This is a genomic window from Stenotrophomonas sp. RG-453 (assembly GCF_033843685.1).
Taxonomy (GTDB): Bacteria; Pseudomonadota; Gammaproteobacteria; order Xanthomonadales; family Xanthomonadaceae; genus Stenotrophomonas; species Stenotrophomonas bentonitica_A.
Map to the genome: position 1 here is coordinate 183,796 of NZ_JAMYED010000010.1, position 23,877 is coordinate 207,672.

Genomic DNA, 23,877 nt, shown 5'->3' on the forward strand with positions numbered 1-23,877 from the left:
GGGCCCGGCGATGCGCCGCCGCGCGTCCAATGCCCGGCGTGCAGAACGCAGAGAGCCGGGCAATGCCCGGCTCTCCGTTGTTGAAGCGATACGATCAAAGACCGGTCAGAACGACCAGTTGAAGGTGATCGAGCCATTGCGGCCGTCACCGTACGCGCCGTAGCCGTTGATCTGCGAGAAGTACGTCTTGTCCAGCAGGTTGTTGAGGTTGGCCTGCACGCTGAACGCCGGCGAGATGCGGTAGCGCACGAACGCGCTGACCAGCGCATAGCCACCCTGCTCGATACGGCCATAGGCCGGCACCGGATAGTAGATGCCGTTCTGCCAGTTGGCCCCGCCGCCGACCGTCAGCGCGCTCAGCGACTGCGGGGTGTAGCTGGTGAACAGCTTGATGGTGGTCTGCGGCAGGTTGGTGTTGATGTCCGCATCGTTGATGTCCTTGGCCACGTAGCGCGAGGCACCAAAGGTCGCGTTCCAGCCCGGCGCGAGTTCGCCGTTGAGCTCGAACTCGAAACCGCGGCTCACCGTGCCGCGCGCGGCGATGTAGGCGAACTCATTAGGACTGCCTTGGACGGGCTCGGTGGTGGCCTGGCCGACGTTGTCCTGCTCGATGCGGAACACCGCCAGCGACGCGTTCAGGCGGTTGTCGAACCACGCGCCTTTGACGCCCACTTCGTAGCTCTTGCCGTCCACCGGATCCAAGTAGCTGCCCGCGCGGTTCTTCAGCGTCTGCGGCTGGAAGATCTCGGTGTAGCTGGCGTAAGTGGAGTAGGTGTCGTTGAGGTCGAAGACCAGGCCTGCGTACGGGGTGGTGACCTTGTGGCTAAAGCGACTGACGACTGCGCCCTCCAGACCGTCCAAGCTCCAGTCGGTATAGCGCGCACCAATGATCAGCTTCAGCGGATCGGCCAACGACAGGCGAGTCGCCGCGTAACCTGCCTTTTGAGTGATCGTGCCACGGCTCTGCAGCTTCATTGCACGCCATTCTGGTTCAGGGAAATTGCCGTTCCAGCCGAGATAGTTGGGCAGCGGTAGGTATGGCGCAATCGGATCACTGAAGAAATCCGGCTGGTAATCACCTTTGTTGGAGTACTCCCGCTTGTTGTAGCTCAAGCCGGCCATGAACTGATGCTCGCGGCCAAACAGCTGAAATGGACCGTCGACGAAGCCATCGACCGCGCTGACTTTGCGCTCCGTGTTGTAGAAGCCTGCAGAAGGCGTGATACCAGCGCCGGTTTCTTTGTCAAAGTAGGACGCGCCAGTCATCCAGTCGTTGTAGGCGGTGTAGAACAGCTTGTCATCGGCCTTGGTTTCGTCATGCGTAGCGCCGACTTTGAACTTCCAGCCGCTGGCAAACCCGTGTTCGAGAGTGGCGAAGGCCCGCTTGCTGGTAGTATCCCAATACGTCCAGCCGGGGTTCGGGTTGAACGATTCGTCGTAACCGGTGGAGGTGCCATCGGAGAACAGCATCGGGAAGCCACCCCAGGTCGCGCCGTTCGCGCGCTTCTGCTGGTAGTCGTAGCCCACGCTCAGCTGCGTGTCCGGGGTCAGGTCGGCGTCGATCACCGCATAGCCCAGCGTCTTGTGCTGGTCGTAGCGACCCATCTGCGATTCGGTATCCAGGTAGCTGCCGATCACGCGCGCACGCACCGAGCCGCTGGCGTTCAGCGGGGTGGTCACATCCACCGTGCTGCGGGTGCGGCCCCAGCTGCCGACGTTCACCGACACGCTGCCGGTCAGTTCGGCACTGTCGGCATGCTTGCGGATCAGGTTCACCGAGGCGGACGGGTTGCCGGCGCCGCTGAGCAGGCCGGTGGCGCCACGCACCACTTCCACGCGGTCATACAGGGCCAGGTCCAGGCCGGAATCGCCGTAGCTCCAGTTCTGCACCATCTGGGTCGGCAGGCCGTCGAACTGGTAGCTGTCGATGTAGAAGCCGCGCGCGTAGAACTCGGTGCGCTCGGTATCGGACTGGGTGCTGCTGATGCCGGTGGTGTTGCCCAGCACGTCGATGATGTCATCCAGGTTCTGATCCTCGATGCGCTGGTGGCTGATGATGCTCACCGACTGCGGGATCTCGCGCGGGGCCAGATCGAAGCGGGTACCGGCCGAGGTCTTGCGGACCGAATAGCCTTCGGCGCGCTCGCCCTTGACCACGATCTTGTCCAGGGTGGTGGCGTCGGGGGCGGCGTCCTGCGCGAATGCGGGAGCGGCGGCGAGGGTGCACAACGCCAGCATCAATGCCTGCGGCAGCGGGCGACGGAGCATCGACGGGCGGGACAGCACGTGGGCGGAGCGGGTCATCGGCGTTTCCAGAAGGGCGGCAACGGGCATGGCCGGCGTCCTGGGTGGCCTGCGGCGGAGCGGGGGTGGGGGCAGGAAGCGGCTGGCGGGGGCGGTGACCCGGCGCGGGCTCGATAACTGTTCACGGGTGCGCATCCCTTGCGCGACCCGGGTCACGCTATGGTAATGGCAATCATTCGCATCATCAACCGCATCCTGCGAGGCGTCCGGGCCGTACCCCACGTCGCGCAAGGCAACTGCGTATTCAGCTTCGGGACCTGACGGCGCGTGGCCGCACGGCGGCGCGCCGGCCACCCTCGCGATGCCCGCGCGCAGGCTTAACACCTCCGCGCTTACCGTGAGCAGGCGCTATCCATCCCTTGCAGGAGACGCTCATGGCCAGCAAAAACACGGTCTGCCTCTGGTTCAATGGCACCGCACTGGACGCGGCAACCTTCTATGCCACCACCTTCCCGGACAGCGCGGTACGCGCCGTCCACCATGCCCCTGGTGACTTCCCCTCCGGCAAGCAGGGCGATGTGCTGACGGTGGACTTCACCGTGGCCGGCATTGACTGCATCGGGCTCAATGGCGGCCCCGCGTTCAAGCACAGCGAAGCGTTTTCCTTCCAGATCGCCACCGATGACCAGGCCGAAACGGACCGGCTGTGGAATGCGATCGTCGGCAATGGAGGCGAGGAAAGCGCCTGCGGCTGGTGTCGCGACAAGTGGGGCCTGTCCTGGCAGATCACCCCGCGGGTGTTGACCGAGGCGGTGACCAGTACCGATCCCGCGGTGGCCCGGCGCGCGTTCGAGGCGATGATGACCATGCGCAGGATCGACGTGGCGGCCATCGAAGCGGCGGTGAGGGGCTGAGACAACAGGCGCGGCGTGTTGCAGCGGACAGCAAGAACGATCAAATGACGTGCTGCAGGCTGGGTTACGCTGCGCACCCGTTCTTCGGCATGGATCTGGCGGTATGGGTGCGGCACGCAGGGCGCTCTGGTACATCGAAAGCCACTTCGCCGGGAATCCGTCGCTGGCCGATATCGCCGGCGTGGTGGGGCTCTCGCCGTTCCATCTCTCGCGGCTGTTCCAGCTCAGCACCGGTACCTCGGTGGTGCGTTATCTGCGCGGCCGCCGGCTGACCGAGGCCGCGCGCCAACTGGCGGGCGGCGCCGGCGACATTCTCGGTGTCGCACTGTCCGCCGGCTACGCCTCGCACGCCGCATTCACCCGCGCGTTCACCGAGCAGTTCGGGCGATCGCCCGAGCAGGTGCGCGAGCGGGGGCTGGCGGGGGTAGTGCTGGTCGAGGCGCTGAAACTCATCGACACCTCGGCGCCCTGCACGATCGAACCCCGACGCGAGCACCGCGGCGGCCTGCGCGTGGCCGGGATCGGTGCGCGCCACACGTCTGCGAGCGTCGCCTCGATTCCCTCGCAATGGCAGCGCCTGGAGGAGGCGCATGGCCTCGGCGCGGAGATCGCCTATGGCGTGTGCGGCAACAGTGATGCCGAGGGAGGCTTTGATTACATCGCCGGCGTGGAGATCAGTGCCTCCGCGCCCGTGCCCCCAGGCTGGCAGGCGATCACAATCCCGCCGCGCGAGTACCTGGTGGCGTGGCATGCCGGGCACATCTCGGCGATCCGCTCCACCTGGCTCTGGTTGTTGAACGACTATCTGCCGGCCTCCGGCCTGACCCTGGCCGATGCGCCGGACCTGGAGCGCTACGATGCGCGCTTCGATGACCGCAGCGGCCACGGTGGGGTGGAGATCTGGCTGCCGCTGACCGACATGCTGCACCTCAAGGAGACTGACCCATGCGAATGACCGCCCGTTTTTGTGCTGCGCTGCTCGCGCTGTGCCTGCCGATGTTTGCCGTTGGGGCGGTGCCGCCCGTTGGCGAGCGGCACGGCGTTGCGCACACACCCAGCGCCGCCGTGCGCGATGCCGGGCACCGCGACAGCGTGCGGTACACCGTGTGGTATCCGGCCCAGGCCGGCGCACGGGAAGCTGCGCTGACGATCGGGCCACCCGGTGCGCCGCTGTTCGAGGTCGGCACCGCCGCCGCCGATGCGGCCATCGCGGAGGGACACTGGCCGGTGCTGCTGCTCTCGCATGGCAATGGCGGCAGTGCGCGGATGATGGGCTGGTTCGGCATCGCCATGGCGCGGGCCGGGTACGTGGTCATCGCGGTGGATCACCCGGGCAACAACGGCGTGGACCCGATGACCGAGGCCGGTAGCATCCTGATGTGGAACCGCGCGGACGATCTGGCGGCGGCGCTGGCCGCGGTGCAGGCCGATCCCGTGCTGGCCAAGGCGATGGATGCCACGCGGCTGGGCGTGGCGGGCTACTCGGCCGGCGGGTTCACCGCCCTGGTCGCGGCCGGGGCCGACCCGCAACTGCAGCGCCTGCTGGCGTTCTGCCGCGCGCATCCCGCGGATGGAGTCTGCGTCCCGCAGGCGGAGAACCCGACACTGACCTTGGCGCAGCGCATGACCGCCGCGCAGACGCCGGCACTGGCGCCGTGGGTCGCCCAGGCCGGTGACGACCGCGCCATTGCCGGGGTGCGCGCCGTCTTCCTGATCGCGCCGGCCATGATCCAGGCCTTCGCGCCGGAGGCGCTTGAGAAGGTGGCGCAGCCGGTATCGATCATCGTTGGTGCGGCCGACACGGTGGCCTCGCCGGCCACCAACAGCGACATCGCGGCGGCGGCCCTGCCCAAGGCGACGTTGACCACCCTGCCGGCCGTCGGCCACTACGACTTCCTGTCCAGCTGTACCGCGCTGGGCCGCAAGCGCATCGGTGCACTGTGCCAGGTGGCGGCAGACCAGCAGGCCACGCACGGCGCTGCGATCACGGAAGCGAAAGCGCTGTTCGACGCGGCGTTGTCGGCCACGCGCTGACGCGGATCACTCCGCGAGGGGAACGTCCAGCCCACGCTTGAGGGTGCTCAGTGCCACCGCGGTGCGGAAGCGCTCGATGTTGTCGTCGTTGCCGAACAGCCGCTCGCTGATCGCCTCGTATTCCTCCATCGAGGCGGCGGTGAGGATCAACAGGAAATCGGCGTCGCCGGTAATCGCGTAGCACTGCTGCACGGCCGGGTCTTCCTGCACGCGCCGGCGGAACGGCGCGACCCGGTGCGGCTGCTCGCTGGCGACCCGGACCTCGACCATGATCGTCAGTGGCCGTCCCAGGCGTGCCTGGTCCAGCACGGCGACATTGGCGCGGATCACGCCCGTGTCTTCCAGACGCTTGATCCGCCGTTGCACGGCCGGGGCGGACAGGCTGACCGCCTCGGCGATCTCGCGCTGCGGGGTGGCGTTGTCGCGCTGCAGGATCGCCAGGATCGCGCGGTCGAAGCTGTCGGGGAGGTAAGGCGTGGCGGACATGGCGAGTGAAACATGCAGGAAGGCCCCTGCAATTGAGCATCTCCTTCGGTCGTTGCGCAATATCCTGTGCGGATGTCGACCTCCCGCCTCTCCAGCTTCTTCCCCGCCCTGGCCGTGCTCGGCTCGGTCACCTCGCTGGCCGTGGGCACCTCGTATGCCAAACAGCTGTTTCCGCTGATCGGCGCGCAGGGCACCAGCGCGTTGCGCGTGGGCTTTTCGGCGCTGGTGCTGCTGATGGTGTTCCGGCCGTGGCGCTGGACCACCTCGCGCGCCGATGCGGAGGCGATCTTCCGCTATGGCATCACGCTGGGGGTAATGAACCTGCTGTTCTACATGGCGCTGCGCACGATCCCGTTCGGTATCGCCGTGGCGATCGAATTCTGCGGGCCGCTGGCGGTGGCGATGTGGTCGTCGCGGCGGCCGGTCGATTTTGTGTGGGTCGGCTGCGCGCTGGTCGGTCTGTTGCTGCTGCTGCCGCTGGGCCATGGCGAGCCGCTGGACCCGGTGGGGGTGATGTTCGCGCTGGGCGCGGCGGTGTGCTGGGCGCTGTACATCATCTTCGGCAAGCGCGCCGGGCATCTGCCGGCCGGGCATACGGTCTCGCTGGGGCTGTGCGCGGCCGCGCTGGTGGTGGTGCCGGTCGGCGTGGCGCACGCGGGCATGGCGCTGCTGGAGCCGAGGATCCTGCTGTTCGGCCTGGGAGTGGCGATCGTCTCCAGCGCGATCCCGATGTCGCTGGAAATGATGGCGCTCAAGCGGCTGCCGAAAGAGACCTTCGGCATCCTGATCAGCATGGAACCGGCGGTCGCCGCGCTGCTGGCGATGGGGCTGCTGGCCGAGCACCTGACCCCGCTGCAATGGGCGGCGATCGGTTGCACGGTGGTGGCGTCGGTGGGCAGTACGTTGACTGCGAAACGGGCGGTGGTGCCGTTGCCCGGTGCGCCGGCGTAATCGCGCGCGATGGTATCGGTAGTGCCGGCCGCTGGCCGGCTCCTCATGATCCAACGGTGCTGCGGAGCCGGCCAGCGGCCGGCACTACCAGGATTCGCGCGGAGCCGGCCAGCGGCCGGCACTACCAGGATGCGAGGAGCCGGCCAGCGGCCGGCACTACCGGGATGTGGACGATGCCGGCCAGCGGCCGGCCCTACCGGGGTTCGCGCGCCGACCAACGGGCGGCGCCCACCGGTCAATCCCCCATTCCTCAGCGCCGTGCCGGTGCGTCCCCGGCGACGTAATACGCCGCGGTGCTGCGCGGCAGCGGGGCACGCCCGCGGATCCGGTCGGCGATCTTCTCGGCGATCATGATCGTGGTGGCGTTGAGGTTGCCGGTGATGATGCGCGGCATGATCGAAGCATCCACCACGCGCAGGCTTTCCATGCCATGTACGCGGCCCTGGCCATCGACCACGCTCATCGCATCGGTGCCCATCGCGCACGAGCAGGAGGGGTGGTAGGCGGTTTCGGCATGCGCGCGCACGAACGCGTCGAGTTCCGCATCGGTCTGGCACTCGGCGCTCGGGCTGATTTCGCGGCCACGGTATTCGTCCAGCGCGGGCTGGGCGATGATCTCGCGGGTGATGCGGATCGCGTCGCGGAACTCCTGCCAGTCCTGGTCGGTGGACTGGTAGTTGAACAGGATGGAAGGGTGCTCGCGCGGGTCCAGCGACTTCGCATGCACGCGGCCGCGGCTGGGCGTGCGCATCGAACCCACGTGCGCCTGGAAACCGTGCTCCTTGACCGCGTTGGTGCCGTTGTAATTGATCGCCACCGGCAGGAAGTGGTACTGGATGTTCGGCCAGTCGAACTCCTCCCGGGTACGGATGAAGCCACCGGCTTCGAACTGGTTGCTGGCGCCGATCCCGGTGCCGGCGAACAGCCACTCCGCACCGATCGCCGGCTGGTTCCACCACTGCAGCGCCGGGTACAGCGAGACCGGCTTCTTGCAGGCGTACTGCATGTACACCTCCAGGTGATCCTGCAGGTTCTCGCCGACGCCGGGCAGGTCGTGCACCAGCGGTACGCCAAGTGCGGCCAGCAACGCCGGCGCACCCACTCCAGAGCGCTGCAGGATCTGCGGCGAGGCGATCGCCCCGGCGCACAGCAGCACCTCGCGGCGGGCGGTAGCGTCGATCGGCTCGGCGCTGTTGCCAGCCAGGTAGCGCACGCCCACCGCGCGCTTGCCGGCGAACAGGATGCGGTCGGTGGTGGCGTGCACCACGATCTCCAGTCCCTCGCGGTCCTTGGCCATGTCCAGGTAGCCGCGCGCGGTACTGGAGCGGCGCCCGCGCGGGGTCACCGTGCGGTCCATCGGGCCGAAGCCTTCCTGCTGGTAGCCGTTGAGGTCATCGGTACGTGGGTAGCCGGCCTGCACGCCGGCCTCGACCATCGCGTGGAACAGCACGTTGTTGCCGTTCTTCGGCGTGGCCACGCTGACCGGGCCGTCGCCGCCGTGATAATCGTTGGCGCCGATGTCGCGCGTTTCCGCCTTGCGGAAGTAGGGCAGCACGTCGTGGTAGCTCCAGTCCTCCAGGCCGTCGAAGCTGGCCCACTGGTCGAAGTCCATCGCGTTGCCGCGGATGTAGCACATGCCGTTGATCAGCGAGGAACCGCCCAGGCCCTTGCCGCGGCCGCACTCCATGCGCCGGTTGTCCATGTAGGGTTCCGGCTCGGTTTCATACGCCCAGTTGTAACGCCGGCCCTGCAGCGGATAGGCCAGTGCGGCCGGCATCTGGGTGCGGAAATCCATCCGGTAATCCGGCCCACCGGCTTCCAGCAGCAGCACGCTGACGCCGGCGTCTTCGGTCAGGCGCGCGGCCAGCGTGTTGCCGGCCGAACCGGCGCCGATGATGATGTAGTCGTACTCGCGCTTCATCGCGGTGTCTCCTGGTAAGGCCGGTTCAGAACACCGACGCGTAGCGGTCCAGTTCGATCTGGATGGACTTGGTGCGGGTATAGGCGCGCAGCGTGGCCAGGCCGTTTTCGCGGCCGACACCGGACTGCTTGTAACCGCCCACCGGCATCTGTGCCGGCGATTCGCCCCAGCTGTTGACCCAGCAGATGCCGGCCTCGAGCTGATGGATCAGGCGATGCGCGCGCGCCAGGTCCGGCGTCACCACACCGGCGGCGAGACCGTAATCGGTGTCGTTGGCGCGGCGCATGGCCTCGTCTTCGTCGTCGTACGCCAACAGGCTCATCACCGGTCCGAAAATCTCTTCGCGCACGATGCGCATGTCATCGCGGCAATCGCTGAAGATCGTCGGTGCCACATAGCAGCCCTTGCCCAGCGCGCCGTCGGTCAGCCGTTCGCCGCCGCAGACCAGCCGTGCACCCTCGGCCTTGCCGCTGGCGATGTGCTCAAGCACGCGCTGCATGTGCGCGGCGCTGACCAGCGGGCCGAAGTTGGTGTCCTTGGCCAGCGGGTCGCCGATACGGATGCGCTTGACCCGTTCCAGCAGTTTGGCTTCGAACGCGGCCAGGATGCTGCGCGGCACGAACACGCGGGTGCCGTTGGTGCATACCTGACCGGAGCTGTAAAAGTTGGCCATCATCGCCACGTCGGCGGCCAGGTCCAGATCGGCGTCGGCGCAGATGATCAGCGGCGACTTGCCCCCCAGCTCCATGGTGACGTCTTTGAGCGTGGAGCTGGAGGCACTGGCCATCACCTTGCGGCCGGTAGCGGTGCCGCCGGTGAAGGAGATCTTCTCGATCAGCGGATGCTCGGTCAATGCCGAGCCGACGCCGGCGCCATCGCCGGGCAGCACGTTGAACACGCCATCGGGCAGGCCGGCCTCGGTGAAGATTTCCGCCAGCTTCAGCGCGGTCAGCGGCGTCACTTCGCTGGGCTTGAAGATCATCGCGTTGCCGGCGGCCAGCGCGGGGGCGGCCTTCCACAGCGCGATCTGGATCGGGTAGTTCCAGGCACCGATCGCGCCGACCACGCCAAGGGGCTCCTGCCGGGTGTAGAAGAAGCTGCTCTCACGCAGCGGCACCTGGCTGCCTTCCAGCCCGTGCATGACGCCGGCGTAGTACTCCAGCACGTCCGCACCGGTGACCACGTCCACGCTGAGCGTTTCGCTCAGGGCCTTGCCGGTGTTGCGCGATTCCAGCTCGGCCAGTGCATCGTTGCGCTCGCGCAGCAGCGCGACCGCCCGCAGCAGGATGCGCGAGCGCTCCACGGTGGTCAGCGCGGCCCATGCTTTCTGGCCGGCCTGGGCGCTTTCCACGGCAGCGTCGAGATCGTCGCTGTTGGCGCTGTGGACGTTGGCGAGCAGCTCGCCGTTGGCCGGATTGATGACCTGGAAGGTCTGTCCGCCCTGGGAGGGAACGTAGCGGCCGCCGATGTACAGCAGCTGGTCGGGGAGGATAGGCATGTCGGTGACTCCTTTGCAGCGGGAGATCAGTGCGTCAACGCGTGAGATGCAGGAACTGCAGGTGACGCTCGTACTGATCGATGATGTCGTTGATGATCTGCTGGCGGCTGTAGCCGAACAGCTCGTAGTCCTGTCCACCTTCATAAAGATGCACTTCGGCGCGGTAGTAACGCTGGTTGCGGAAGCGCTGCGCGGCGAACGAAGGCGTGAGGTAGCCGCGCATGATCACCTGGTAGGTGAACACCTGTTGTTCGCCATGGTCCACCAGCAGCTCCATGTGACCCGGCTCGAACTTCGTCTGCACATCCAGGCCCTGTTCGAGCAGCTGCGCCGCGACGGCTTCGATCGCCGGCTTCACATCGGTATCCATGAACCGGTACACCTCGTCGCGGACCGGGAAATGCACCGCCTGGGTGATGCGCTGGCGCCAGCCGCGCTGGTGTCGCGATTGCCCGATCAATGGGATCGGCGAGTACTGCGAGGCTTTCTTGCGCTGCGACTCTTCGCCCAGCGCGCGGGTCAGGCCCCACAGCATCAGCAGCAACACCACCGAGAACGGCAGCGAGGCCAGCACCACCGCGGATTTGAGTGCATCCATGCTGCCAGCCAGCAGCAGTCCGGCGGTGACCAGGCCGGTCATCACGCCCCAGAAAACGCGCAGCCAGCGCGGGCCGTCGTCTTCGGGATTGCCGCCCTGCGAGGACAGCGTGGACAGCACGACCGTGCCGGAATCGGCCGAGGTGACGAAGAAGATGAAGCTGACGATCACCGTGACCGCGATGACGGCGCGGCTCCACGGATAGCTCTCCAGCAGCGCGTACAGCACGGTCGGCGGGTTCTCCACCGCCATCTGCGCCAGGTGTGCCTGGTCGTGATGCAGGATCTGGTCCAGCGCGCTGTTGCCGAAGATCGACAGCCAGGCCAGGGTGAAGCCCAGCGGGATCAGCAGCACGCCGAGCACGAATTCGCGGATGGTGCGGCCGCGCGAGATGCGCGCGATGAACAGGCCCACGAACGGCGCCCAGCCGATCCACCAGGCCCAGTAGAACACCGTCCAGTTGCCCAGCCAGTCCGGGCGCCCGCCGTAGGCGTACACATCGAAACTCTTGCCGACCACGTTGCCCAGGTAGTCGCCCATGTTCTGCATGAAGGCATTGAGCAGGTACTGGGTGGGGCCGGCGAACAGCATGAACAGCAGCAGCGAGATCGCCAGCAGCATGTTGATGTTGGACATCCAGCGCACGCCTTTCTCCACGCCGGACACGGCCACGGTGATCGCCGCGCCCATCATCAGCACGATCAGCCCGACCTGCACCCAGGCCGCGTGCGGCACCGGGAACAAGGTGTTCAGGCCGGCGTTGAGATGCAGCACGCCAAAGCCCATGTCCGCGCCGAGGCCGAACACGGTGGCCACGATGCCCAAGGCATCCACGGTGTAGCCGATCGGCCCGTTGATGCGCTTGCCGATCAGCGGATACAGCGCCGAGCGCAGCGCCAGTGGCAGGTTGTGGCGGTAGGCGAAGTAGGCCAGCGCCATCGCCGCCAGCGCGAACACGCCCCAGCCATGCAGGCCCCAGTGCAGGAACAGCAGCTGCATCGCCTGGCGCGCGCTGGCCTCGCCACTGCCGGTGCCGCCCTGCGGCGGCAGCAGGTAATGGGTCAGCGGCTCGGAGACGCAGAAGAAGAACAGGGTGATGCTGATGCCGGCGGCGAACAGCATGCCGGCCCAGGACAGATAGCTGAACTCCGGTTCGTCGTGGTCCGCGCCCAGCTTGACGCTGCCATAGCCGGACAACGCCACGCCGACCACGAACACCAGGTACACGGTCATCGCCAGCAGGTAATACCAGCCGACATTGCGCGAGGCCCAGGTCTGGGCATCGAGCAGCATCACGCCGGCATCGATGGGAAACACGGTGACCAGAATGGCGAATGCCGCCACGATCGTGGCGGCAAGCAGGAACACGGGTCGAAGCGTGCGCACCTCGGGCAGAGGCGGCTCCACGGTACTCATGGGGTGGGGGATACTCCCGGTGCCGGAGCGGCAGACGGCGGGATTTATCGCACAGGCGCTGTGGACAGCCTGTTTACACGCTCACGATGCCCGCCGCGCAAGGGCGGCGGGTGAACAGGGGTCAGCGCAGCGCGCTGCTCGGCACATCGATCGACATCGCCAGTGCGAGGTGATCGGAGAACGCGGCCGGCACGGCTTCTGCACTGCGTTGCTGCAGGCCGTCGCTGAGCAGGATGTGGTCGATCGCCCGGTCCGGGCGCCAGCTGGGGAAGGTCGGCACCACGCAGCCTGGCGGCTGCAGCGTCGTCTTCTGGTACAGCACCTGCATTTCGGGCCGTTCGGCCAGGCAGTTGAAATCGCCCATCAGCACGGCGTTGGGGTGGTCGGAGAGCAGATCGGCAATGAAGGCCAATTGCGACATGCGCGAATTGGTCCCCAAGGACAGATGCGCCACCGCCACCGCCAGGCCCTGGCTGCCTTCACCGAACTTGGCCAGCAGCACGCCGCGCCCGCCGATCCGGCCGGGCAGGGCGTGGTCCTGGACCTCGACCGGCTCGAGTTTGCTGAGCAGGCCGTTGGCGCTGGAGGCCACCCCACCCATCCGGCGGTTGGGCTGGTGGCTCCAGTAATTGAAGCCGGCGCGCTCGGCCAGATAGTGGGTCTGGTTGGTGAAGCCCGAGCGCAGGCTGCCCGGGTCGGCCTCCTGCAGGCCGACGATGTCGTGTTCGCGGGCCATCTGCGCGATGGCATCCAGGCTGGTTCGCTTGCGCCCGGCCGGCAGTGCGTGCGACCAGCTGCGGGTCACGTAGTCACTGTAACGGCGGGTGCTCGAACCGGCCTGGATGTTGGCCGTCAGCAGGCGCAGGGTCCGCGTGTGGGGGGAGGTCACGACGGTTGGCTATCGCAGGATCAGTTGGCCTTGGCCGCGCGTTCGCGCGCGATCAGGTGATCGGCGATGCGCAGCATGTCCGGGAAGCCCTTGCCCTTGACCAGGTACTTGCCATTGACGATCACCGACGGGGTGCCGCTGATCTTGCTGCGCTGGGCGAACTGCTTGGCCGAGTTGGTCTTGGCGTTGATGGCGAAGCTGCCCATCATCGCGGCGAACTGCTTCGGGTCGGCGCCGTGCTTGCCGTAGAAGTTGGCGATGTCGTCGACCGAATCACGGCCGCGCTCGCCCTTCAGGCTTTGCTCGGCGTGGATCGCCGCGTACATGGCTTCGTGGGTCTTTTCCTGCAGGCCCATGGCCTGCGCGGCATAGAACGCACGGCCGTAGTCATCCCAGGTACCGCCGAACATGGCCGGCACGTAGACGAAGCTGACGTCGCTCGGCAGGCCGGCCTTCCACGGTCCGATCAGCGGCTGGAACGCGGCGCAGGCCGGGCACACGTAACCGAAGATCTCGGCGACTTCGATCTTGCCGGTGGCCGGCTGGAACGGCTGGCCGTTTTCGATCACCACGTAGTCGGTGCCGGCGACCGGTTCCGGGCCGGTCGGGCGCGAGGAGGCCGGGGCGGGCGCCGGGGTGGTGGCTTCGGCAGCGGCGGTCTCGGCGGCGGCGGTTTCACCGCTGGCGGCCGGGGCCTGCTCGGTCGGCGTGGCCGTTTCGGTAGCCGGGGTGCTGCTCGGGGCGGCCGGTTCGGCCGGGGCGGTGGTGTTGGCGGTACCGTCCTGGGCCTTGCAGGCGGCCAGGATCGGCAGCAGGGCCATGAGCGTAATGGCGAAACGGGTCTTCATCGAAGCATCTCCAGCGGATGAGCATGTTGGGGCCGACGCTGGGAGCGTCGGCCAGGGAAGCATGATGACACGCGGAAACGAGCGTCCCGCGTGCACGGTGCGTGATGGTTCAGCGAGCGCTGTCAGAGCGCCTTGCCGCTGCGCGCGCGGGCGATCAGGGCATCTGCATTGCGCAGCATGGACTCGAACGAGTCGCCTTTGACCAGGTACACGCCGTTGACGATCAGCGTCGGCGTACCCGGCACCTTGGTGCGCAGGGCGAAGGCGCGGGCGGCCTTGACCTTGGCATCCACCGCATCGCTCCTGAGCGCGGCGATGTACTGCGGCGGCGCCACGCCGAAGCCCTGGTAGAACGCGGCCAGTTCGTCCGGCGAGACGTTTTGCATCGGCAGCGAGCCCTTCTCATGCAGGGCATCGAACATCGCGCGGTGGCTGCGCTTGGCCACGCCCAGCTGATCGGCAGCGTAGTAGGCGCGGGCAAACGAATCCCACACACCGCCGAAGGCGGCCGGCACCGGGGTGAAACGGACGTCCTTGGGCAGCTTGGCGGCCCAGGCTTCCAGCTGCGGCTCGAAATGCGCGCAGTGCGGGCAGGTGTAGCCGAACATCTCCACGACTTCGATCTTGCCGGCCAGCGGCGCGAACGGTCCGGCGTCGGCGATGCGGTCGTAATCCTTGCCCTCCACCAGCGGGGCCGGGGGGGCAGCGAGGGTGCTCAACGGGCTCAGGGCCAGCAGCAACAGCATCAGGCGGGGCATCAACGTCATCTACATCCATCTCCATACAGAAAAAACGACGCCGGCCCAGTCGCCGGCGTGGCAGTGAACATACCCCGCCAGCCAAGGCGGCCGCATCTGTCATCCGACCAAGGGGATGCGCTGCGGTGTGGGCGGTGGTCAGGGTGCCTGCGCGCCCCCCGCGACCGGCGTTGCCGCAGCCACGTCTTCGGCGCGGTTGTGCAGGCCCTGCAGGTAACTGGCCAAGGCCTGGATTTCCTGCTCGGTCAACGACTTGGCGATCGTGGCCATGATCTGGAAGTGGGCCTTGTCGGTTTCCTGGGTGGTCCCGGCCTGGTACTCCTGCAGGCGACGCGCGACATAGGCCGCGTGCTGGCCACTGATATGCGGGTAGGCCGGGCCCGGGTTGCCGGCGCCGGTGGGGCCGTGGCAGGCCATGCAGGCCGGGATGCCACGCTCGGCATCACCCCCGCGATACAGCTGCTGGCCGATCTCATAGAACTTCCTGCCGGCATACGGGCCTTCGGTGACCGCGCCATCGTCGGCGATGCCGGCCGTGGCCTTCTGCGTGGCGAAATAGGCGCCGATGTCGCGCATGTCCTGCGGGGTGAGGTCCTGCACGAACGGCACCATTGCCGCCGAGGCGCCGGAGGTGCGCTGGCCATTGGCGATCAGGGCCATCTGCTGGGCGCTGTAACGCTCGCTCTGGCCGGCGATGCTCGGGTACATCTCCACCGTGGAGTTGCCATCGGCCGAGTGGCAGGCTGCGCAGGCCGCGGCCTTGGTCTGCCCGGCCTTGGGATCGCCCCAGGTGGTTTTGCTGAAATCGACCTCCAGCGAGGCGGTCCTGATCGGCCCGTTGTCCGGCAACGGGGTGATCGAGGTCTGGGCAACGGCAACGGCGGCGAGCAGCGAGACAGCAAGTGCGGAAACGGCAAGAACGCGAGCATGGCGCATGCGGAAGCTCCGTGTGGACCGGCCTGGCGGTTGCGGGACCGCAACCACGGGGATCGCCCGATTATCAACGCCGTTTCACGCCACGGTCAACGCAGGGTGCAGCAAAACCGGGGGCAGACAGCGCGGAGCAGCCCCGGACATGCGATCCTATGCCCATGTCATTGCTCCTCGAACGCGCCCAATACCTGCTTTCGGCCCACAACACCCGGCAATTGCCGGAAGACGTGGGCGCGGAAGTCGCCTTTGCCGGTCGCTCCAACGCCGGCAAATCCAGTGCCCTCAACGCCCTCACCCGCCAGAACAGCCTGGCCCGGGTCTCCAAGACCCCCGGCCGCACCCAGCAGCTGGTGTTCTTCGAGGTCACCCCGGAGGCCAAGCTGGTCGATCTGCCCGGTTACGGCTACGCCAAGGTCCCGCTGGACCTGCAGGCGCACTGGCAGGCCTTCATCGACCAGTACTTCCGTACCCGCGAGGCCCTGCGTGGCCTGGTGGTGGTGATGGACATCCGTCACCCGCTGAAGGACTACGATCGCCAGATGCTGGCTTATGCCGTGCAGCGCGGCCTGCCCGCGCACGCGCTGCTGACCAAGGCCGACAAGCTCGGCCGTGGCCAGCAGGGCATCGCCCTGCAGAAGGTGCGCAAGGAACTGCAGTCCTCCTTCGGCGATACCGTCAGCGTGCAGACCTTCTCCGGCCCCGCCCGCCAGGGCGTGGATGAAGCCCGCGGGATCATCGGCGGCTGGCTGGGCCTGAACAAGCCGGCGCCCGAAGCGGCCTGATCCGGGCGTTGCCGCGGTCCAACGGGCCGCGCGGCGCCGGGTAGTGCCGGCCGCTGGCCGGCTGCGCTTTCCATCAGATGTATCGGGAGCCGGCCAGCGGCCGGGACTACCCGAATGCGCCTGACGCCCGGTGTACGGCGCGGTCGTGTCCCCTCATTTCGCCGGTAACGGCGAGAATTCGCCCGGCACCCACGCGAACGCCTCTCCTTCGCGGCGCACATGCCCCAGCCCTGGGAACGGCAGGTGCGCGCCGGCCACCCACCAGCCCTGATCGGCTGCCTGCGCCATCATCCGGCGCCGGCTGGCGATCGCGGCCACGCGGTCGCTGTCCGCTTCAAACGACGCCTGAGGCTGCGCGAACTGCACCGCGTGGAAGTGCACGATGTCGCCCCATACCAGCAGCTGCTGGCCGGCGCCGCCATCGATCCGGTAAGACACATGGCCGACCGTATGACCGTGGCTGTCCAAGGCGGTGATGCCCGCCGGCAGTGTGTCGCCAGGTGCAAAGCGCTTCAGTTTCCCGCCCGCTTCATACGGCGCCACCGCCTTGCGCGCCAAGGCGAAGGCAAAGCGCACACCCTGCGGCGCGGTTGCCTCGCTGGCCGGATCCAGCCAGGACGCGGCATCGGCCGCCGACAGCCACACCGTGGCATTCGGGTAGGCAATCCTGTCCTGCGCATCGAGCAGGCCGCACAGGTGATCCGGGTGCGCGTGGGTCAGCACCACCTCATCCACCTCGGCCGGGTCGTAGCCGGCCTTGCGCAGGTTGCCCAGCACCTGGCCCAGGCCGGGGCCGAAGCACTGCGCGGTGCCGGTATCGACCAACGTCAGGTGATCGCCCTGCTGCACCAGGTAGGCGTTGACCGCGGTCTGCAGGCCTTTGCCATCCTCGGGCACGTAGCGGTGATCGAGCAGGCGGGTGACCGCGCCGGGAGCGATCCCGACGAGTTCCTGTCGGCCCAGTGCGACCGTGCCGTCGAACAGCGCCGTGACCTGCAGCGTGCCGATGGTCTGGTGATAGACGCCGGGGACCTGCTCGCGCGGGGTGTGCGTGGTGGTGGCCCATGCGGGGCTGGCGACAACGGCCAGCAACACGGCGGTGGCAAGCGTGCGAACGCGGGGGAAAGGCATGGCAGGTTCCGGACAGGGCGGCGGCGCCGCGGTGCCTCCATGCTGCGCGCCTGGTCGGCTGCGTTCCGCTCAGAATGCCGTGCGATCCGCTCGCGCTCAGCTGTTGCCGATCGCCGCCGGTTCCAACCCGTAACGTTCGGCGAAGCGCTTGTTGAAGCTGCCCAGCGAGCGGTAGCCCACGCGCGCGGCCACCGTTTTCAGCGGCAACCGGGTGGTGTAGAGCAGGCTCATGGCATGCGCCAGCCGCGCATCGGTGATCAGCTCGCGCACGCTGGACTGCTCGCTGGCCAAGCGCCGCCGCAGGGTCGCACCGCTGAGCCCGAGCTGCGCTTCGAAATCGCGTGACTGCCAGTCGCGCTCGGGCTGGGCCGCGATCAGATCGCGGATGCGTTCCCCCAGGCTGGGTTCGGGGGGAACCAGCAGGCTGCCGTGCCCGCGCCGGCAGAACGCCACGGCAAGCGATGCCAGGGCCAAGCGTGCTTCGGTGTATTGGCCGTGTTCCAGTGCCTGCCGCCACTGCAGCAGGGTCGCCCCATGCTCGACCAGTGGCAGCCTGGCCAGTGCATCACCGGCCTGCGGCAGCGGCTCGTTCCACAGCGCCCGGGCGGCAGTGAGCGCCTCGGCACACATCGGCACGATCGCACTGAGATAGAGGCCGCTATGCGGATCGGGAATGTTGACCACATCGATGCGGCAGCGCCGGGTGATGAGGAACAGATCGCCCGGTGCGAATTCCAGCGATTGCTGCGCGGTACGCACCTGCTTGCGCCCCTGCAGCAGGATCGCGAACTGCGGCTGCGGAATCTCCACGGAGGAGGCGCCATGCTCGCGGCGCGCGGTGATGCAGGCGTAGCCATCGGCGCGCTGGCAGTCAGCCAGGCTGGCCATTGTCGCCAGCAGCGAGGAGGTCGTATCGATCGACGCGGACACCGCTCAGCCCGCCACGTTGAACAGTCGGCCGACCAGCGCGGCCGCGGCCATCGCGATCGCACCCCAGAAGGTGACGCGCACCGCACCGCGCAGACGTGGGGCACCGCCGGCATGGGCGGCCAGGGTGCCGGTCAGGCACAGCCCTAGCAGCGTCACCACGGTGGTGGCCTGGCCGACGACAGCATGCGGCGCGAGCAGGGCGGTCAGCACCGGCAACGCGGCGCCACTGACGAAGGCGCCGGCGGAGGCCATGGCCGCCTGCATCGGGCGCGCCCGCAGCTCCTCGGTGATGCCCAGCTCATCGCGGGCATGTGCCCCCAGTGCGTCGTGCGCGGTGAGCTGGGTGGCCACCTCATGCGCCAGGTCGGGGCTCAGCCCGCGATGGCGGTAGATCGCGGCCAGCTCTTCCAGCTCGCTGTGCGGGTCTTCGTGCAGCTCGCGCTTTTCCACCGCCAGGTCGGCCAGCTCGGTATCGGCCTGCGACTGCACCGAAACATACTCGCCAGCCGCCATCGACATCGCACCGGCCACGGTCCCGGCGATGCCGGTGGCCAGGATCGTGGCGGCCGAGGCGCCGCTCGCCGCGATGCCGACCACCAGGCCGGCTACCGAGACAATGCCGTCATTGGCGCCGAGCACCGCGGCACGCAGCCAGCCGACACGGTCGGAGCGATGTACTTCCGGATGTCGGGATCGGCTCATCGAATCAGTGTAGGGGCTGGCGGCGGCCAACAGCGGAATGACTCGCAGCCGCGGCGGGGCCGGCGCAGCGTCAAGCCCATGCCAGTAGGATGCTGAAAACCGTCACGGTGACACGACGGCAGGGGACGCCACGATATAGTGCGCCCTTGCGATGCGGGGGCGTGAACCCCACATCCCCGCCCTGACCAGAATTCTGCGAGCCTCCCCTTGTCGAGCCCCAGCCACGTCGCCGAGACGCCGATCACCGACCGTAATGAACTGGTCGCCACGTTGGCCTCCGGCGAAAAGCCCCAGGCGCAGTGGCGCATCGGCACCGAGCACGAGAAGTTCGGCTTCCGCCTGGATGACCTGCGCCCGCCCACCTTCGACGGTGACCGCGGCATCGAAGCGCTGCTCAACGGCCTGACCCGCTTCGGCTGGGATCCGGTGCAGGAAGAGGGCCGCACGATAGCGCTGCTGCGCGACAACGCCTCGGTGACGCTGGAGCCGGCCGGCCAGCTGGAACTGTCCGGCGCGGCGGTGGAGACCATCCACCAGACCTGCGTGGAAACCGGCACCCATCTCAATGAAGTGGCGCAGGTCGCCGGCGAACTGCAGCTGGGCTTCCTCGGCATGGGCTTCCAGCCGAAGTGGACGCGCGATGAGATGCCGTGGATGCCCAAGGGGCGCTACAAGATCATGCGCGAGTACATGCCCAAGGTCGGCACGCTCGGCCTGGACATGATGACCCGCACCTGCACGGTGCAGGTCAACCTGGACTACGCCACCGAAGCGGACATGGTGAAGAAGTTCCGGGTGTCGCTGGCGCTGCAGCCGATCGCCACCGCGCTGTTCGCCGATTCGCCGTTCACCGAAGGCGCGCCGAACGGCTACCAGAGCTACCGCTCGCACATCTGGACCGACACCGACAACGATCGCACCGGCATGCTCGACTTCGTGTTCGAAGACGGCTTCGGTTACGAGCGTTACGTGGATTACCTGCTTGATGTGCCGATGTACTTCTCCTACCGCGATGGCAGGTACCACGATGCCAGCGGCCAGAGCTTCCGCGATTTCATGGTCGGCAAGCTGCCGGTGCTGCCGGGCCAGCTGCCCACGCTGCGCGACTGGTCGGACCACATGACCACCGCCTTCCCCGAGGTGCGGTTGAAGAAGTACCTGGAAATGCGCGGCGCCGATGCCGGCCCGTGGAGCCGCCTGTGCGCGCTGCCCGCGTTCTGGGTGGGCCTGCTGTACGACGACGCCGCGCTGGATGCCGCCTGGGACCTGGTGCGTGATTTCAGCCTGGTCGAACGCAACGTCCTGCGTGATGGCGTGCCGCGCCATGGGCTGAAGCTGCCGTTCCGCAACGGCACCGTGCTGGATCTGTCGCGCGAAGCGTTGAAGATCGCCGTGGCCGGCCTCAAGCGCCGCGCCGCGCGCAATGCCGATGGTCAGGACGAAAGCAAGTTCCTGGAAGTGCTGCAGGAGATCGTCGATTCCGGGTTGACCCCGGCCGATCGCAAGCTGGCGCTGTTCCATGGCGAGTGGGGCGGCAACATCGATCCGGTGTTCAAGGAATTCGCGTACTGAGTTCGCATTGATCAACAAAAAACCCCGGCATTGCCGGGGTTTTTTCATGCCTGTGCGGAAGGATCAGGCCGCCTTTTCCAGCGTGGCCATGTCGATCACGAAGCGGTAGCGCACATCGTTCCTGGCCATGCGCTCCCAGGCCTCGTTGACGGTCTTGATGTCGATCACTTCCACATCGCTGACGATGTTGTGCTCGGCACAGAAGTCCATCATTTCCTGCGTTTCGGCCATGCCGCCGATCGCCGAGCCGGTGATGTGCTTGCGGCCGAACATCACCGAAGCGCCCATCAGCGGCGGATCCAGCTCGGTCAGCACGCCGACCAGGCACATCGTGGCATCGCGCTTGAGCAGGGACATGTACGGGTTGGTGTCGTGGCTGACCGGGATGGTGTTGAGCAGGAAATCGAAGCTGCCCGCATGTGCCTTCATCTGCGCCGGATCGCGCGAGACCAGCACTTCATCGGCCCCCAGACGCTTGGCATCAGCGCCCTTTTCCGGGGTGGTGGTGATCATCACCACGGTGGCACCCATCGCCTTGGCGAACTTCACACCCATGTGGCCCAGGCCACCCAGGCCGATCACGCCGACCTTCTGGCCGGGGCCGACCTTCCAGTGGCGCAGCGGCGAATAGGTGGTGATGCCAGCGCACAGCAGCGGCGCGGCGGCCTTCAGGTCGAGGGTCTCGGACACCTTCACCACGAAGCGCTGCTCGACCACGATGTGGTCGGAGTAACCACCAAAGGTCGGCTGGCCGCTCTCGCGCTCGGTGCTGTTGTAGGTGAAGGTCGCGCCCTTCTCGCAGTACTGCTCCAGGTTTTCATCGCAGGCGGCGCAGTGGCGGCAGGAATCGACCATGCAGCCGACGCCGGCGAAGTCGCCGACCTTGAAGGCGGTGACGTTGGCGCCGACCTCGGTCACGCGGCCGATGATCTCGTGGCCCGGCACCATCGGGAACTTGGAACCACCCCAGTCGTCACGGGCCTGATGCAGATCGGAGTGGCAGATGCCACTGAAGAGAATCTCGATGCGCACGTCATCGGGACCGGCCGGGCGGCGTTCAAAGGAGAACGGCACCAGCGGCGCGGTCTGGTCGTGCACGGCATAACCATGGGCGAGGGACATGGGGAATCCTTGGCAGGTTTGTAGAAAGGCGCTTTACAATACGCCCCGATCCCGTGCACAAAAAGTCAGGATATCGGCATGATTCATCAAGTGAAACGGGATAATCATGGCCACTGACAACCTGACCCATCTGGCCGCCTTCGCCGCCGTGGCGCGCCACCGCAGCTTCCGCAAGGCGGGGGCCGAGCTGGCGCTGTCCACCTCGGCGGTCAGTTACGCGATCCGCGCGCTGGAAGAACGGCTGGGGGTGGGCCTGTTCCATCGCACCACCCGCAGCGTGGCCCTCACCGAAGCCGGCCAGCGCCTGCTCGAACGGCTGCAGCCGGCCCTGGATCAGGTGCATGACGCGCTGGAGGAAATGAATCACTTCCGCGCCGCCCCGGCCGGCCTGCTGCGCATCAACGCCACCCGCGCCGCCGTGCAGACCCAGCTCGGTCCGCGCCTGGCGCGGTTCCTGCAAGCCCACCCCGACGTGCGCATTGAACTGGCGCAGGACGATGGCCTGGTGGATATCGTCGCCAAGGGATTCGATGCCGGCGTGCGCCTGCACGAGTCGGTGCCCGAAGACATGGTGGCGGTGCCGCTGGGCCCGCCGCTGCGCGGCCTGATCGTGGGCGCGCCGTCCTACCTGCAGCGCCGCGGCATTCCAGCGCATCCGCACGAACTGGCGCAGCATGAGTGCGTGCGCTTCCGTTTCGCCAGCGGCCATCTGTACAAGTGGCAGTTCGAACGGGACGGCCAGGAACTGGACGTGGACGTGCCCGGCCGGCTCACCCTGGGCGATCAGCACACCATCCTGCAGGCCGTGGTCGACGGCCTTGGCCTGGCCTACGTGCTGGAAGACTCCGCGCGCCCGTACCTGGACGATGGCCGCCTGGTGGCGGTGCTGGAAGACTGGAGTGAGCCGTTCCCCGGCTTCGTCCTGTATTACCCGCGGCAACGGCAGATGTCGTCGGCGCTGCGCGCATTCGTGGATATGGTGCGGGCGACGGTTTGAAGTGCGAAGTGGTTGCCGCGGCTACACCGCCAGTGGCACGCTTGCCCGCCGCATCGGATGCACCCTGGCATGCCCATCGCAACGCCCCACGACATCGAACAGCAGCTCGGCCAGGCGTTTCCCGCGCTGTACCACCAACTGCAGGGTGATCGCATGCTGGACTGGGGCACGTTCTGCCACGGCTGGGTCACCAGCGTGTACCCGACGCTGCGTGCGCGCCCGCCGCTGCTGTTGTACGCGCGTGAGTTCGAGCTGATCGCGCCGGCCGATATCGTGGGCCACGCCGAACAGTTCACCGATGAAGACAGTCACGTGCGCCTGCGCGAGCGCCTGCAGCTGTTGCCATTCGGTAGTACCGGGGCGGGCGACTACTACTGCTTCTGGCAAGATCCGAGTGCACCGGGCGAGCCGCGCGTGGTGCTGCTCTGGCACGACGATGACCGCGTGGACCTGCTAGCGACCAACCTGCAGGACTTCATCTTCCGGATGATGGTCGATGCGGTGGCCGACCTTGACGACTGCTTGCTGGAAGAAGGCGATATCGCCGACAACCTGCAGCGTTGGCTGAGGTCGCATCGCCCCTATCTGCGCGCAGCGCAGGTGCAGGCGTTGGAAGAGCTGTATGCCGATCCTGCGATCCATGCCGGTGGCGTGGGCGAGGATGTCGCCACCGCGTTGATCCGTCGCGTGATCGGCTTCGAGGGCATCGATACCCACTTCAGCTACGTACCGGCATGACGGCTGCCATGCCGGCGTCTGCTGCACTCAGCGACGCGGACGTCCGCCAGCTGGCCGACCATCTGCTGGCGTTGGATGCCGGACGGTTGCCGGCGCCGTTGCCGCCGCACCTGCGCGCGCACCCGGTGGCTACCCTGGCCGCCACCGGGCAACTCGACGCGGCGGTGGTGGCTCTAATGGGCGATGTACCCAACCCCCCGGCCGGGCCTGCTGTTGCGATGACCCCGCAGGTCGGACGGTAGAGCCACCCCATGGGTGGCTGCACGCAGCGCAGACGTCGAAAATCCAGCCACGCATGGCGTGGCTCTTATCTCTTGCCGATCTGGCACTTTAGGTGCCGAGAGCCCGGCGTGGGCGACCGTGTGGCTCTAGGTCTTGCGACCGCTCGGTAGCTTGGGTCCCCACGCCGGTTT

Annotated in this window: 22 protein-coding genes; 9 read left to right on the plus strand and 13 right to left on the minus strand. The window is 67.4% G+C overall.

The window, feature by feature from the left end:
- Positions 1 to 105: 105 nt before the first annotated feature.
- Entirely contained in the window at positions 106 to 2,304 is a 2,199-nt protein-coding gene (fhuE, locus tag NJD74_RS18280; protein ID WP_319624724.1) for a ferric-rhodotorulic acid/ferric-coprogen receptor FhuE, read from the minus strand.
- A 374-nt stretch (positions 2,305 to 2,678) separates the two neighbouring features.
- Between fhuE and NJD74_RS18285 the strand changes: the two genes are divergently transcribed.
- The 3 genes from NJD74_RS18285 (at position 2,679) to NJD74_RS18295 (ending at position 5,192) form a co-directional block, all read left to right on the plus strand.
- The gene (locus NJD74_RS18285; RefSeq protein ID WP_319624725.1) at positions 2,679 to 3,158 is read left to right on the plus strand and encodes a VOC family protein; all 480 of its coding nucleotides are present in this window, start codon (positions 2,679 to 2,681) and stop codon (positions 3,156 to 3,158) included.
- Between the two features lie 103 nt (positions 3,159 to 3,261).
- Positions 3,262 to 4,113, plus strand: coding sequence for an AraC family transcriptional regulator (locus NJD74_RS18290; protein ID WP_319624726.1), 852 nt, complete (start codon positions 3,262 to 3,264; stop codon positions 4,111 to 4,113).
- A gap of 41 nt (positions 4,114 to 4,154) precedes the next feature.
- Positions 4,155 to 5,192 (plus strand): alpha/beta fold hydrolase, encoded by a 1,038-nt coding sequence (locus NJD74_RS18295; RefSeq protein ID WP_319624734.1) that lies wholly within the window; start codon positions 4,155 to 4,157, stop codon positions 5,190 to 5,192.
- Between the two features lie 6 nt (positions 5,193 to 5,198).
- Here NJD74_RS18295 and NJD74_RS18300 read toward each other — a convergent pair whose 3' ends face one another.
- Positions 5,199 to 5,678 carry an Lrp/AsnC family transcriptional regulator gene (locus NJD74_RS18300; RefSeq protein WP_019186256.1) on the minus strand — a complete coding sequence of 160 codons (480 nt, stop codon included), beginning with the start codon at positions 5,676 to 5,678 and terminating at the stop codon, positions 5,199 to 5,201.
- Between the two features lie 72 nt (positions 5,679 to 5,750).
- On the opposite strand from NJD74_RS18300, the gene NJD74_RS18305 reads away from it, so the two are divergent.
- Positions 5,751 to 6,629: an EamA family transporter gene (locus NJD74_RS18305; protein WP_319624727.1), complete on the plus strand. Its 879-nt coding sequence runs from the start codon at positions 5,751 to 5,753 to the stop codon at positions 6,627 to 6,629.
- Between the two features lie 250 nt (positions 6,630 to 6,879).
- On the opposite strand, the gene betA is transcribed toward NJD74_RS18305, so the two are convergent.
- The 7 genes from betA to NJD74_RS18340 form a co-directional block, all read right to left on the minus strand.
- A complete protein-coding gene (gene betA, locus NJD74_RS18310) occupies positions 6,880 to 8,550 on the minus strand; it encodes a choline dehydrogenase (RefSeq protein WP_070473679.1) in 1,671 nt (556 codons plus the stop codon).
- Between the two features lie 25 nt (positions 8,551 to 8,575).
- Positions 8,576 to 10,048 (minus strand): betaine-aldehyde dehydrogenase, encoded by a 1,473-nt coding sequence (gene betB, locus NJD74_RS18315; protein ID WP_319624728.1) that lies wholly within the window; start codon positions 10,046 to 10,048, stop codon positions 8,576 to 8,578.
- A 34-nt stretch (positions 10,049 to 10,082) separates the two neighbouring features.
- A complete protein-coding gene (betT, locus tag NJD74_RS18320) occupies positions 10,083 to 12,062 on the minus strand; it encodes a choline BCCT transporter BetT (RefSeq protein WP_319624729.1) in 1,980 nt (659 codons plus the stop codon).
- Between the two features lie 121 nt (positions 12,063 to 12,183).
- On the minus strand, positions 12,184 to 12,921 hold the full coding sequence (locus NJD74_RS18325) for an endonuclease/exonuclease/phosphatase family protein (protein ID WP_172838073.1): 738 nt from the start codon (positions 12,919 to 12,921) through the stop codon (positions 12,184 to 12,186).
- A 50-nt stretch (positions 12,922 to 12,971) separates the two neighbouring features.
- Entirely contained in the window at positions 12,972 to 13,799 is an 828-nt protein-coding gene (locus tag NJD74_RS18330; RefSeq protein WP_319624730.1) for a thiol:disulfide interchange protein DsbA/DsbL, read from the minus strand.
- Between the two features lie 122 nt (positions 13,800 to 13,921).
- Positions 13,922 to 14,566 (minus strand): thiol:disulfide interchange protein DsbA/DsbL, encoded by a 645-nt coding sequence (locus tag NJD74_RS18335; RefSeq protein WP_019183737.1) that lies wholly within the window; start codon positions 14,564 to 14,566, stop codon positions 13,922 to 13,924.
- Positions 14,567 to 14,695: 129 nt separating this feature from the next.
- Entirely contained in the window at positions 14,696 to 15,493 is a 798-nt protein-coding gene (locus tag NJD74_RS18340; protein WP_319624731.1) for a c-type cytochrome, read from the minus strand.
- 155 nt (positions 15,494 to 15,648) lie between these two features.
- Between NJD74_RS18340 and yihA the strand changes: the two genes are divergently transcribed.
- The gene (yihA, locus tag NJD74_RS18345; RefSeq protein ID WP_070473671.1) at positions 15,649 to 16,272 is read left to right on the plus strand and encodes a ribosome biogenesis GTP-binding protein YihA/YsxC; all 624 of its coding nucleotides are present in this window, start codon (positions 15,649 to 15,651) and stop codon (positions 16,270 to 16,272) included.
- A 153-nt stretch (positions 16,273 to 16,425) separates the two neighbouring features.
- Here yihA and NJD74_RS18350 read toward each other — a convergent pair whose 3' ends face one another.
- The 3 genes from NJD74_RS18350 to NJD74_RS18360 all read right to left on the minus strand — a co-directional run bounded on the left by NJD74_RS18350 (position 16,426) and on the right by NJD74_RS18360 (position 19,035).
- Entirely contained in the window at positions 16,426 to 17,403 is a 978-nt protein-coding gene (locus NJD74_RS18350; RefSeq protein WP_319624732.1) for an MBL fold metallo-hydrolase, read from the minus strand.
- A 96-nt stretch (positions 17,404 to 17,499) separates the two neighbouring features.
- Positions 17,500 to 18,291, minus strand: a complete 792-nt coding sequence (locus NJD74_RS18355; protein ID WP_319624735.1) for a helix-turn-helix transcriptional regulator — start codon at positions 18,289 to 18,291, stop codon at positions 17,500 to 17,502.
- 45 nt (positions 18,292 to 18,336) lie between these two features.
- Positions 18,337 to 19,035, minus strand: a complete 699-nt coding sequence (locus NJD74_RS18360; protein WP_102789421.1) for a VIT family protein — start codon at positions 19,033 to 19,035, stop codon at positions 18,337 to 18,339.
- 207 nt (positions 19,036 to 19,242) lie between these two features.
- Between NJD74_RS18360 and NJD74_RS18365 the strand changes: the two genes are divergently transcribed.
- Positions 19,243 to 20,607, plus strand: coding sequence for a glutamate--cysteine ligase (locus NJD74_RS18365; protein ID WP_102789422.1), 1,365 nt, complete (start codon positions 19,243 to 19,245; stop codon positions 20,605 to 20,607).
- A 63-nt stretch (positions 20,608 to 20,670) separates the two neighbouring features.
- Here NJD74_RS18365 and NJD74_RS18370 read toward each other — a convergent pair whose 3' ends face one another.
- Complete coding sequence (locus NJD74_RS18370; protein WP_102789423.1) at positions 20,671 to 21,729, minus strand: NAD(P)-dependent alcohol dehydrogenase; 1,059 nt, start codon at positions 21,727 to 21,729, stop codon at positions 20,671 to 20,673.
- A 106-nt stretch (positions 21,730 to 21,835) separates the two neighbouring features.
- On the opposite strand from NJD74_RS18370, the gene NJD74_RS18375 reads away from it, so the two are divergent.
- The 3 genes from NJD74_RS18375 (at position 21,836) to NJD74_RS18385 (ending at position 23,706) form a co-directional block, all read left to right on the plus strand.
- Positions 21,836 to 22,726 (plus strand): LysR family transcriptional regulator, encoded by an 891-nt coding sequence (locus NJD74_RS18375; RefSeq protein ID WP_102789424.1) that lies wholly within the window; start codon positions 21,836 to 21,838, stop codon positions 22,724 to 22,726.
- 69 nt (positions 22,727 to 22,795) lie between these two features.
- Positions 22,796 to 23,464 (plus strand): SMI1/KNR4 family protein, encoded by a 669-nt coding sequence (locus tag NJD74_RS18380; RefSeq protein ID WP_102789425.1) that lies wholly within the window; start codon positions 22,796 to 22,798, stop codon positions 23,462 to 23,464.
- An 8-nt stretch (positions 23,465 to 23,472) separates the two neighbouring features.
- Positions 23,473 to 23,706 (plus strand): hypothetical protein, encoded by a 234-nt coding sequence (locus NJD74_RS18385; RefSeq protein ID WP_102789426.1) that lies wholly within the window; start codon positions 23,473 to 23,475, stop codon positions 23,704 to 23,706.
- Positions 23,707 to 23,877: the final 171 nt, after the last annotated feature.